This window comes from Pseudomonas rossensis (assembly GCF_039888995.1).
Lineage (GTDB): Bacteria > Pseudomonadota > Gammaproteobacteria > Pseudomonadales > Pseudomonadaceae > Aquipseudomonas > Aquipseudomonas rossensis.
This window is the reverse complement of the sequence record NZ_JBBWCB010000157.1, coordinates 1-11,249: the sequence shown is the minus strand read 5'-3', so window position 1 is coordinate 11,249 and position 11,249 is coordinate 1. Positions and strand designations below refer to the sequence as shown.

The 11,249-nt window shown below is 59.8% G+C and carries 10 protein-coding genes; 5 read left to right on the top strand and 5 right to left on the bottom strand.

Features of this window, described 5'->3' with window-relative positions; translation table 11 throughout:
• Positions 1–89 precede the first annotated feature (89 nt).
• From WLY71_RS26575 to WLY71_RS26560, 4 genes are all read right to left on the bottom strand, one after another.
• The gene (locus tag WLY71_RS26575) at positions 90–983 is read right to left on the bottom strand and encodes a sigma-70 family RNA polymerase sigma factor (protein WP_347805918.1); all 894 of its coding nucleotides are present in this window, start codon (positions 981–983) and stop codon (positions 90–92) included.
• Between the two features lie 3 nt (positions 984–986).
• Positions 987–1,421, bottom strand: a complete 435-nt coding sequence (locus WLY71_RS26570) for a carboxymuconolactone decarboxylase family protein (protein ID WP_347805917.1) — start codon at positions 1,419–1,421, stop codon at positions 987–989.
• Between the two features lie 159 nt (positions 1,422–1,580).
• Positions 1,581–2,864 (bottom strand): Zn-dependent hydrolase, encoded by a 1,284-nt coding sequence (locus WLY71_RS26565; protein ID WP_347805916.1) that lies wholly within the window; start codon positions 2,862–2,864, stop codon positions 1,581–1,583.
• A 166-nt stretch (positions 2,865–3,030) separates the two neighbouring features.
• On the bottom strand, positions 3,031–4,515 hold the full coding sequence (locus WLY71_RS26560) for an NCS1 family nucleobase:cation symporter-1 (protein WP_347805915.1): 1,485 nt from the start codon (positions 4,513–4,515) through the stop codon (positions 3,031–3,033).
• 552 nt (positions 4,516–5,067) lie between these two features.
• On the opposite strand from WLY71_RS26560, the gene hydA reads away from it, so the two are divergent.
• The 3 genes from hydA to preA all read left to right on the top strand — a co-directional run bounded on the left by hydA (position 5,068) and on the right by preA (position 9,321).
• Positions 5,068–6,507: a dihydropyrimidinase gene (gene hydA / locus WLY71_RS26555; protein ID WP_347805914.1), complete on the top strand. Its 1,440-nt coding sequence runs from the start codon at positions 5,068–5,070 to the stop codon at positions 6,505–6,507.
• Positions 6,508–6,678: 171 nt separating this feature from the next.
• On the top strand, positions 6,679–8,046 hold the full coding sequence (locus WLY71_RS26550) for an NAD(P)-dependent oxidoreductase (protein ID WP_347805919.1): 1,368 nt from the start codon (positions 6,679–6,681) through the stop codon (positions 8,044–8,046).
• On the top strand, positions 8,047–9,321 hold the full coding sequence (gene preA / locus WLY71_RS26545) for an NAD-dependent dihydropyrimidine dehydrogenase subunit PreA (protein ID WP_347805913.1): 1,275 nt from the start codon (positions 8,047–8,049) through the stop codon (positions 9,319–9,321).
• Between the two features lie 107 nt (positions 9,322–9,428).
• Here the strand turns inward: preA and WLY71_RS26540 are convergent, their stop codons facing one another.
• Positions 9,429–10,049: a TetR/AcrR family transcriptional regulator gene (locus WLY71_RS26540; protein ID WP_347805912.1), complete on the bottom strand. Its 621-nt coding sequence runs from the start codon at positions 10,047–10,049 to the stop codon at positions 9,429–9,431.
• A 140-nt stretch (positions 10,050–10,189) separates the two neighbouring features.
• Here WLY71_RS26540 and copC point away from each other — a divergent pair, with 140 nt between their 5' ends.
• Both copC and copD read left to right on the top strand, forming a co-directional pair.
• Complete coding sequence (copC, locus tag WLY71_RS26535; protein ID WP_347805911.1) at positions 10,190–10,555, top strand: copper homeostasis periplasmic binding protein CopC; 366 nt, start codon at positions 10,190–10,192, stop codon at positions 10,553–10,555.
• A gap of 3 nt (positions 10,556–10,558) precedes the next feature.
• A partial coding sequence (copD, locus tag WLY71_RS26530) for a copper homeostasis membrane protein CopD (protein ID WP_347805910.1) occupies positions 10,559–11,249 on the top strand: 691 nt, incomplete at its 3' end.

Here is an 11,249-nt window from a genome sequence, read left to right as displayed (position 1 = left end):
CGCAGCTCCTACAGGGGCTTGCTTACACCTGCAAATTCCATGTATGTACGCAATCAATGTAGGAGCTGCGGAAGGCTGCGATCTTTTGACTATTGCACTTGCAACGATGCATCCAACCCCGCCAACTTCTGCGGATTGCGCATGATCAAAATCCGGCTCACCCGCCCCGCTTCGTCGAACCCAAACGTCATCGATGCAGTAATGACCCCGCCCGCCTTGATGATCACGCCTTGTGCCCCATTGATTTCGCTGGGCAGCCATTCGCAAGTCTGCCAATAGACGTGCAACGACTGGCCAATGAAATCCAGCACGCTGGAAATGCCAGACAACGTTTCGCGGATCGCCGAGGCCTTGCCGCCGCTGTCGGCGCAGAGTTCGACGTCTTCGCTCAGCATCGCCATCAGAGAGTTGGTCGAGCCACTGGCGATGGCGCTATGGAAGGCGCTGAGCAATTGGTCCTGACGCGCTGGTTCCGGCTGAAAGCGCGTTTGTCCGCTGCCGAGGCTGGCCTTGGCCCGGGACACCAGTTTGCGGCAGGCGGATTCTTGAACCCCGACCGCGTCAGCGACTTGCGCGTAATCCATGTCGAAAATTTCGTAGAGCAGGTACGCCGCACGCTCCTTGGGGGTTAGCCGTTCCAGCAGCAACAGGAACGCGGTGGACAGCGACGAGGCCAGTTCATGCCTGTGTTCGGGTGAATCCTGATGGGTGGTGTGAATCGGTTCCGGCAGCCAGGTGCCGACGTAATCAACCCGCGACTTGTGAGCCGAGCGCAGCAGATCGATGCAGTGCCGGGTGCAAGCCGTGGTCAGCCAGGCGGCCGGCGTAGCAATGGCGGCGCGGTCGGCCTCCAGCCATTTGATGAACAGCTCTTGCACGACATCCTCGGCTTCGGCGCGGGAGCCGAGGATGCGATAAGCAAGGCCTTGCAAAAAGGGCCGGCGCTGCTCGAACACAGCGGCGGCGTTTTCAGCGGAGTTCATCAATCAGTGCCTCGACACCTGCAAACGGTTCCACAGGTTGATCATGCCGATCTCGGCCGTCAAGGCACCGATTTGCGCGTCGTTGAAGTGCTCGCGCAAGTCACCGCGCAGGCTGGCGTAGTCGGCCTTTTCATCGAGTACGGTGAGGGCTTCGGTCCAGGCCAGGGCCGCACGTTCAGCGGCGCTGAAATCGCTGACGTGGCGCCAGACGATCAGGCGATCCAGCCGCTCGTTGGTTTCATTGGCTTCACGGGCCTCGCGGGTGTGCATCTTCACGCAGAAACCGCATTGGTTGATCTGCGACGCTCGCAGGTGCAGCAGGTGTTTGAGGGTCGGGGCCAGGTCGTGGCTGTCGAGGGTGACGTGGACCTGGGTCAGGCTCTCGAACACCTGAGGAATCGATTGCAGTAAGTTGACCGGTTGGGTGTTGGACGACATCGTGTTGCTCCACTGTTTGAAGGATTCAACAGGATGACGATCCAGCACCATGGTTTGTGACACATGAAGAGCAACATCAAAAGATCGCAGGCTGCGCCAGCTCCTACAGGGGCACGCATTCCCATGTAGGATCTGGCGCAGCCTGCGATCTTTTGGTCTTCAAGCCGCCAATTGACCACTGGCAATCGCCGCCGAAGCCGCCAGCATCGCCCGCAACAACACCGCACACCCGGCCGCCAGGTCATCCGGCGCGGCGTTTTCGATTTCGTTGTGGCTGATGCCGCCTTCGCACGGTACGAAGATCATCCCGGCCGGGCCGAGTTCCGCGAGGAAGATTGCGTCGTGCCCCGCTCCGCTGACGATGTCCATGTGCGACAGGCCCAAGCCTTGGGCGGCGCTGCGTACCGCTTCGACGCAACCCTTGTCGAAGTACAGCGGCGGGAAATCGGCGGTGGGCGTGAGTTCGAAGGTCAGGCCGTGTTCTTCGCAGGTGGTTTCGATGACTTCGCGGACTTCGGCGATCATCGAGTCCAGGCGCGCCGGTTCCAGATGCCGGAAGTCCAGGGTCATGCGCACTTCGCCGGGGATGACGTTGCGTGAGCCGGGATAGGCTTGCAGGCAGCCAACGGTGCCGCAGGCGTGCGGTTGATGACCGAGGGCAGCGCGGTTGACCGCACCGACGATCACTGATGCGCCGACCAGAGCATCCTTGCGCAGGTGCATTGGCGTCGGGCCGGCGTGGGCTTCGACGCCGCGCAGTTTCAGGTCGAACCATTTCTGCCCGAGAGCGCCCATCACCACGCCGATGGTTTTGCGTTCGTCTTCGAGGATCGGGCCTTGTTCGATATGGGCCTCGAAATAGGCGCCGACGGCATGGCCGCTGACCTCGCGAGGGCCGGCGTAGCCGATGGCGTTCAACGCTTCGCCGACCGTGACGCCCTCGGCATCGACCTTGGCCAGGGTTTCTTCAAGGGTGAATTTTTCTGCGAATACGCCGGAGCCCATCATGCACGGAGCGAAGCGTGAGCCTTCTTCGTTGGTCCAGACCACGACCTCCAGCGGTGCTTCGGTTTCCACGCCCAGGTCATTGAGGGTGCGCAGCACTTCGACACCGGCCAGTACGCCGAAGCAGCCGTCGAACTTGCCGCCGGTGGGTTGGGTGTCGATGTGGCTGCCGGTCATCACCGGTGGCAGGTTCGGGTTGCGGCCGGGGCGGCGGGCGAAGATGTTGCCGACGGCATCGATGCTGACGGTGCAACCGGCCTCCTCACACCAGTTGACGAAAATGTCCCGGGCCTTACGGTCGAGGTCGGTCAGGGCCAAGCGACAGACGCCGCCCTTGACCGTGGCGCCGAGCTTGGCCAGGTCCATGAGCGACTGCCACAAGCGGTCGCGGTTGATGTGCTGATGGGTGGACTGCAGAACGTCTACGGCAGCGTTCATGATGATCTCCTCAGGCAGTTGCTATAGGTTTCTTCAGGCAATGCATCGGTGAAATTGAGGCCGTCATCGCGAACAGGCTCGGCTCCCACAGGGTTTTGTGAACGCTGAAGATCCCTTGTGGGAGCCGAGCTTGGTCCGGGCGGCGATCCGACGATGAGGCCATCAATCACACCGCAGATTTCGCGATTGACGGGCTGGACCGCATCGAACACAACCCGTAATAAATCAGTCCGCCCAGTGCCGATCCGGTGAACCAGCCATAGTCGTAGAACCAGCTGAATGCATCGCTGCCGAGCGACAGCAGCGTCAGCGCCACCGGCACACCAAACGCAATAAACCCGAACCAGTTCCACGCTGGATAAACGTCGTCGCGGTAAAGTCCGGCCAGGTCCAGTTGCTGTTTCTTGATCAGGAAATAGTCCACCACCATGATCCCGGCAATCGGGCCCAACAGGCTCGAATAGCCCAGCAACCAGTTGGAATACACCGTCTCCAGGCTTAAATCCGAGACGATCAAACCGAGCTTTTTCAATAGCTCATGGGCCATCAGCGCCAAACCGACCAGGCCGGTGAGCAACACCGCTTTGGTGCGGTTGATGAACTTGGGCGCGACGTTCTGGAAATCGTTGGTCGGCGAAACGATGTTGGCCGCGGTGTTGGTCGACAGCGTGGCGATGATGATCAGCGCCATGGCCAGTGCGACCCAGACCGGGCTCTGGATATGGCCGATCAGGGTGACCGGATCGGAGACGGTGACGCCCACCAGTTTTACCGAGGCGGCGGTCATCACCACGCCGAGGGAGGCGAACAGAAACATGGTCAGGGGCAAGCCGATAATCTGCCCGACGATCTGATCCTTCTGGCTTTTCGCGTAGCGGCTGAAATCCGGAATGTTCAGGGACAAGGTGGCCCAGAATCCGACCATGGCGGTCAGCCCGGCGGCAAAATAACTGACCACGCTGGCCCCTTCCGGACGCTTGGCCGGGATCGCCATCAATTCGCTCATCGATACGTTCGGCATCGCCCACATCAGCAGCCCCGCGCCCACCAGCACCAACAACGGTGCCGAGAGGGTTTCCAGCCATTTGATCGAGTCCGCGCCACGAATCACCACCCACAGGTTCAAGGCCCAGAACACCATGAACCCGATCACCTCACCGGTACCGCCAAGGGCTTTCCAATCCTCGAACACCGAGCCGAGAAACAGGTGAATGGCCAGCCCGCCGAACATCGTCTGAATGCCGAACCAGCCACACGCCACCAGCGCCCGGATCAGGCACGGAATGTTGGAGCCGAGGATGCCGAAGGACGAACGCAACAACACCGGAAACGGAATGCCGTACTTGGTGCCGGGAAAGGCGTTCAGGGTCAACGGGATCAGTACGATGATGTTGGCGAACAGAATCGCCACCAGCGCTTCGCCGACGCTCAGGCCGAAATGCGCGGTGAGCACGCCGCCGAGGGTGTAGGTCGGAACGCAGATCGCCATGCCGACCCACAATGCGGTGATGTGCCATTTGTTCCAGGTTCGTTCGTGCACCTTGGTCGGTGCCATGTCGTGGTTGTAACGGGGACTGTCGAGAACGTCGCTGCCGGCTTCAAGTTCAAACAAGCCGTTGCGCTCGGTCACTTGCGATCTGATCTGTTGCATGGCCGCTCCACTGTTCTTTTGATTATTGTTGCTCATCAGGGGCTGGCGACATCAATAAACGTGCCGGGCACCCCGTTTGCGCATCGGGCAGTTCCATAAAAACTTTGTAACCAACTGATGTTTATCAGTTTTATTTACATAGCCGATGAGTCACCGGTTACTTGCTTGTTCACTCAGGCCGAATGCCAGGCAAGTTGTCCGAACAGTCAGGACTCAATCTGGTGCATACCACTTTTTTTGAACGTCGCGCATCAACCATAGACCATCCTCAAGCGGCTGATTTCACATAAGAAATCTCGTCTATTTTTGGAACCTGTCAAGTGCGTCAAAATGGTGAGAGGCCTCACCATTTTGGTGATTTACGAGCTTAACCTTTAATTATCAATAAGTTAAAACAGATATAAGCTTATAAAAAATATTCTTGCTCAATCCTTAAACTCAGACTAGCGTTTATTCCTGACAGCGCTGACAGGAATACGCCTGTTTGCGTCGTCTTCATATAAAACATTTAGAACCGGCACAAGTCGGTCATTGCCTGCGAGGAACTCGGAAATGTCTCTGTTGATCCGTGGCGCCACCGTTATTACCCATGATGAAAGTTATCGCGCCGACGTCTATTGCGCCGACGGCGTGATCAAAGCCATCGGCGAAAATCTTGATGTTCCGGCGGGTGCCGAAGTGCTCGACGGCAGCGGCCAATACCTGATGCCCGGCGGCATCGATCCGCACACCCACATGCAACTGCCGTTCATGGGCACGGTGGCCAGTGAAGACTTTTTCAGTGGTACCGCAGCGGGACTTGCTGGTGGCACGACTTCGATCATCGACTTTGTGATTCCCAATCCGCAGCAATCCTTGATGGAAGCCTTTCATCAGTGGCGCGGCTGGGCCGAGAAGTCGGCGTCGGATTACGGTTTCCATGTCGCGATCACCTGGTGGAGCGAACAGGTCCGCGAGGAAATGGCTGAGCTGGTCAGCCAGCACGGGGTCAACAGCTTCAAGCATTTCATGGCCTACAAGAACGCGATCATGGCCGCCGACGACACGCTGGTGGCGAGTTTCGAGCGCTGCCTGGAATTGGGCGCGGTGCCGACCGTGCATGCGGAAAACGGTGAGCTGGTCTATCACCTGCAACGCAAGTTGATGGCCCAAGGCATGACCGGCCCTGAAGCGCATCCGTTGTCGCGCCCTTCGCAAGTGGAAGGTGAAGCGGCCAGTCGGGCGATCCGCATCGCCGAAACCCTGGGCACGCCGCTGTACCTGGTGCATGTCTCGACCAAGGAAGCCCTCGACGAAATCACCTACGCCCGCAGCAAGGGCCAACAAGTCTACGGCGAGGTCCTGGCCGGGCATCTGCTGTTGGATGACAGCGTCTATCAACACCCGGACTGGCAGACCGCCGCCGGTTACGTGATGAGCCCGCCCTTCCGTCCGCGCGGCCATCAAGAAGCACTTTGGCACGGCCTGCAATCGGGCAACCTGCACACCACCGCCACCGACCATTGCTGCTTCTGCGCCGAGCAAAAAGCGGCTGGCCGTGACGACTTCAGCAAAATCCCCAATGGCACGGCCGGTATCGAAGACCGCATGGCAGTGCTCTGGGATGAAGGGGTGAACACCGGGCGTTTATCGATGCAGCACTTCGTTGCACTCACCTCCACCAATACCGCGAAAATCTTCAACCTCTACCCGCGCAAAGGGGCGATTCGCGTCGGTGCGGACGCGGATCTGGTGCTGTGGGATCCGGAAGGTACGCGGACGATTTCGGCGAAAACTCACCATCAGCAAGTGGACTTCAACATCTTCGAAGGCAAGACCGTGCGCGGTGTACCGAGCCACACCGTCAGCCAGGGCCGGGTGGTATGGGCCGATGGTGATTTGCGCGCCGAGCGTGGTGCCGGGCGGTATGTCGAGCGTCCGGCGTATCCGGCGGTGTTTGATTTGCTGAGCAAGCGGGCTGAGATGAACAGGCCTGTTGCCGTGAAACGCTGAGATCGAGGCCTTCGGCCATCGCGGGCAAGCCACGCTCCCACAGTGGAATGCATTTCAAATGTGGGAGCGGCGGTGCGACGATTCGACTTGCTCGCGAAGGCGTCTGCCCAGGCAACACAAAAACCAATGCCCATCAGAGGCAGCACCTCAAATAACCGTGAGGCCAACACCGTGATCAAGACCCTGAACCACCTCCCGCATCCGCACGAGAATGCGGCCGCCCTCGCCGGCCATTTCACCGATCTGGCACCGCCGCTCAACGACCGTCAGGCCCATCTGGAAGCCTCGCGTTGCCTGTACTGCTACGACGCGCCCTGCGTGAATGCCTGTCCGAGCGAGATCGACATTCCGTCATTCATCCGCAATATCCACCAGGAAAACGTCCAGGGCGCCGCTCAGAAAATCCTCTCGGCGAACATCCTCGGCGGCAGTTGCGCCCGGGTGTGCCCGACGGAGGTTCTTTGCCAGCAAGCCTGCGTGCGCAACAACGACCATGAATGCGCACCGGTGCTGATCGGCCTGTTGCAGCGTTACGCCATCGACAACGCACACTTCAGCGAACACCCCTTCACGCGTGCGGCAACAACCGGCAAGCGCATCGCCGTGGTCGGCGCCGGTCCGGCCGGTTTGTCCTGCGCTCACCGCAGTGCCATGCACGGTCATGACGTGGTGATTTTCGAGGCACGGGAAAAGGCTGGTGGCCTCAACGAATACGGGATCGCCAAGTACAAACTGGTGGACGACTACGCGCAGAAGGAGCTCGAGTTCCTATTGGAAATCGGCGGAATCGAAATCCGCCACGGGCAGAAACTCGGAGAGAACCTGACCCTCAGCGAACTGCATCAGCAGTTCGATGCGGTGTTCCTTGGGCTCGGTCTGGCCGCCAGCAAACAGCTGGGGCTTGCTCATGAAGATGCCCCCGGTCTGCTGGCCGCCACCGATTACATCCGCGAACTGCGTCAGGCCGATGACCTGACCCAACTCCCCCTCGCTGACCGTTGTATCGTTTTGGGCGCCGGCAACACCGCCATCGACATGGCCGTGCAAATGGCTCGCCTCGGGGCGCGCGACGTCAATCTGGTGTACCGCCGCGGTGTCGAGGAAATGGGCGCCACCGGCCACGAACAGGACATCGCCAAAGCCAATCAAGTGCGCTTGCTGACCTGGGCACAACCCGAAGAAGTCCTGCTCGATGCTCAAGGCCAAGTACGCGGCATGCGCTTCGCTCGGACCTGGTTAGTCGAAGGTCGCCTGCAAACCACCGGCGACACCTTCGAACTGGCCGCCGATGCGATCTTCAAAGCCATCGGCCAGGCCTTCGACGCCAGCGCCCTCGCCGACCCGCTGGCCCGTGAACTCAAGCGTCAGGGCGAGCGAATTCAAGTGGACGAAAACCTGCGCACCAGCATCCCCGGCGTGTACGCCGGCGGCGACTGCACCAGCCTCGATCAGGACCTCACCGTACAGGCCGTGCAGCACGGCAAACGGGCCGCCGAGGCCATCAACGCCCAACTCATGCTCAACGTGGAGGCTGCGTAAATGGCCGATCTCTCGATTGTCTTCGCCGGCATCAAAGCCCCCAACCCGTTCTGGCTGGCCTCCGCGCCACCGACCGACAAGGCCTACAACGTGGTCCGCGCTTTCGAGGCCGGCTGGGGTGGCGTGGTCTGGAAAACCCTGGGTGAAGACCCGGCGGCGGTCAACGTGTCGTCGCGTTACTCGGCGCACTTCGGTGCCAACCGCGAAGTGGTGGGCTTCAACAACATCGAGCTGATCACTGATCGCTCACTGGAGATCAACCTGCGGGAAATCACCCAGGTCAAAAAGGACTGGCCGGACCGCGCGCTGATCGTGTCGCTGATGGTGCCCTGTGTCGAAGAATCCTGGAAATTCATCTTGCCGCTGGTGGAAACCACAGGCGCCGACGGCATCGAACTGAACTTCGGTTGCCCGCATGGGATGCCGGAGCGCGGCATGGGCGCGGCAGTCGGCCAGGTGCCGGAGTATGTCGAGCAGGTCACCCGTTGGTGCAAGACGTACTGCTCGCTGCCGGTGATCGTCAAACTCACGCCGAATATCACCGACATTCGCGTCGCCGCCCGCGCGGCCCATCGCGGCGGTGCCGATGCGGTGTCGTTGATCAACACGATCAACTCGATCACCAGCGTCAACCTGGAGCGCATGGTCGCCAATCCCGCCGTGGGCAGCCAAAGCACTCATGGTGGTTATTGCGGTTCGGCGGTGAAGCCGATTGCCCTGAATATGGTCGCTGAAATCGCCCGCGATCCACTGACGCAAGGCCTGCCGATCTCTGGCATTGGCGGCATCGGCAGCTGGCGCGACGCCGCGGAGTTTATTGCGCTGGGCAGCGGCTCGGTGCAGGTGTGCACGGCGGCGATGCTGCATGGTTTCCGGATTGTCGAGGAGATGAAGGACGGTTTATCGCGCTGGATGGACAGTCAGGGCTACGCCAGCGTGTCAGAGTTTTCCGGGCGTGCGGTGGGCAACACCACGGACTGGAAGTACCTGGACATTAACTATCAAGTGATTGCCAGGATTGACCAGGAGGCCTGCATTGGTTGCGGTCGTTGCCACATTGCTTGCGAAGACACTTCGCACCAGGCAGTTGCCAGCCTGAAGCAGGCGGACGGGACGCATAAATATGAAGTGATTGATGATGAGTGCGTGGGGTGCAATCTGTGTCAGATCACGTGCCCGGTGCAGGATTGTATTGAGATGGTGCCGATGGAGAACGGGAAGCCGTTTCTGGATTGGAATCATGATCCGAGGAATCCGTACCACGTCGCTGTTTGATCGTTGAAGATCAAGGGATCGCAGCCTCGTTTCACTCGACAGCTCCTACAGGGTTACACAATCCCTCGTAGGAGCTGTCGAGTGAAACGAGGCTGCGATCTTTTGATTCACGGCTCCAACCCGATTCCCCGCAAGATCACACTCGTCACCGTCTGCACCGCCCGCTCAAACTGCATGTCCGACAACGGCTGGTGGTCATTCAGAATATTCACCTGATGATCAAAGTCGGCGTAGTGCTGGGTCGACGCCCAGATCATGTACAGCAGGCTCGAAGGTTCCACCGGCAGGATGCGTTTGTCATCCACCCACTGGCGAATTTTCGCTTCTTTCATCTTGGCCCAGTCGTACAGACTGACGTCCAGTTTCTCACCCAGAGTCGGCGCACCATGGATGATTTCGTTGGCCCATACCTTGGAGCCGTAAGGCCGGCTGCGGGAGTGGTTCATCTTGGCGCGGATGTAGCTGCTGAGCACCACGCGCGGGTCGTCGAACATCTCGAAGCACAGGGCGTCCTGTTTCCACACGTCCAGCAAACCCAGCAGCACGGCGCTGTACAACTCGCCCTTGGTGCTGAAGTAGTAATGCAGGTTGGAACGCGGCAGTTGCACTTCGGCGGCGATGTCGGCCATGGCGGTGCCGCCGAAACCTTTTTCGGCGAAAACCTTTTCGGCCCCCAACAGAATTTTCTCGACGTTACTGCGACGAATCTCGATCTTGTGATTGCCCATGAGGGCTCCCTGACAACAGCGTTGGTCAAGACTAGCATCCGCTCTACCTCGCGGCGACAAGGGAAAACGAAACTTCGTACACCCAGCTTCTCGCAGGTAAACTGACCGCCTTTTCGAACCCGCCTCAGAGGTATTCCACGATGCTGCTCAAGAAAACCCTGACCTCCGTCGCCCTGCTCGGCTCGCTGTTCGCCGCTTCGTCGGTGTTTGCCCATGCCCATCTGAAAGACCAGACCCCGGCCGCCGACAGCACGGTGAGCGCTCCGTCGGAACTGCGCCTGGTGTTTTCCGAAGGTGTTGAAGCGACCTTTTCCAAGGTCACGATCAGCAAGGACGGCAGCAACGTGCCGATGAAGAGCCTCGCCACCGAAGGCAGCGACAAGAAAACCCTGATCGTCACCCCGGCCGCACCGTTGGCAGCGGGTGCCTACAAAGTCGAATGGCACGCGGTGTCGGTCGATACCCACAAAAGCGAAGGCGCCTATAGCTTCAAGGTTGGCCAGTAATTCATGACGAGTGCGATGGTGCTGTGCCGCTTTCTGCATTTCACCGTTGTGCTGATGCTGTTCGGGGCCTGGGTGTTCAGGCCTCTGCTGCTTAATGGCGCCGCTGAACAGCTGGATCGGCGATTGGCCAGAACAAGCCGCTGGCTGGCGGCGGTGGCGTTGGTCACGGGCGTTAGCTGGTTGCTGCTGATCACCGCCAGCATGGCCGGTTCGTGGGACGCGGCATTCGATCCATCGACCCTGCGACTGGTGCTGGGCAATACATTTTTCGGCCAGGTCTGGCGCTGGCACTTGCTGCTCAATGCGTTGTTGGTCGCGCTGCTGATGACGCCCTTGCGTGCAAACCTGCCCCTGCGAATCGGCCTCGCCAGCCTGCTGCTGGCCACCCTCGCCCCGGTCGGCCACGGTGCCATGCTCGACGGCCTCAATGGCCAATTGCTGATCCTCAATCAAATCATTCACCTGACCTGCGTCGGCGCCTGGCTCGGCGGTTTGATGTTGTTGGTGATGATCCTGCGGCAGCCGACAGAGCATTCCATCAAAGCGACATTGCAACGCTTCAGCGGCGTTGGTTACGTATGGGTGGCGGGGTTGGTGATGACCGGTTTGATCAACGTGCGGGTACTCACCGGGCAGTTCTGGCCGACGCCGTTGCTGTCCGGGTTTGCGCTGATTCTGTTGATCAAGGTTGTGC

What these genes read in the sequence shown, in the direction of transcription:
- preA (WP_347805913.1), top strand. Translation starts at nt 8,047, where the DNA reads ATGGCCGATCTCTCGATTGTCTTCGCCGGCATCAAAGCCCCCAACCCG.
- WLY71_RS26560 (WP_347805915.1), bottom strand. Translation starts at nt 4,515, where the DNA reads ATGCAACAGATCAGATCGCAAGTGACCGAGCGCAACGGCTTGTTTGAA.
- WLY71_RS26575 (WP_347805918.1), bottom strand. Translation starts at nt 983, where the DNA reads ATGAACTCCGCTGAAAACGCCGCCGCTGTGTTCGAGCAGCGCCGGCCC.
- WLY71_RS26540 (WP_347805912.1), bottom strand. Translation starts at nt 10,049, where the DNA reads ATGGGCAATCACAAGATCGAGATTCGTCGCAGTAACGTCGAGAAAATT.
- copC (WP_347805911.1), top strand. Translation starts at nt 10,190, where the DNA reads ATGCTGCTCAAGAAAACCCTGACCTCCGTCGCCCTGCTCGGCTCGCTG.
- WLY71_RS26570 (WP_347805917.1), bottom strand. Translation starts at nt 1,421, where the DNA reads ATGTCGTCCAACACCCAACCGGTCAACTTACTGCAATCGATTCCTCAG.
- hydA (WP_347805914.1), top strand. Translation starts at nt 5,068, where the DNA reads ATGTCTCTGTTGATCCGTGGCGCCACCGTTATTACCCATGATGAAAGT.
- WLY71_RS26565 (WP_347805916.1), bottom strand. Translation starts at nt 2,864, where the DNA reads ATGAACGCTGCCGTAGACGTTCTGCAGTCCACCCATCAGCACATCAAC.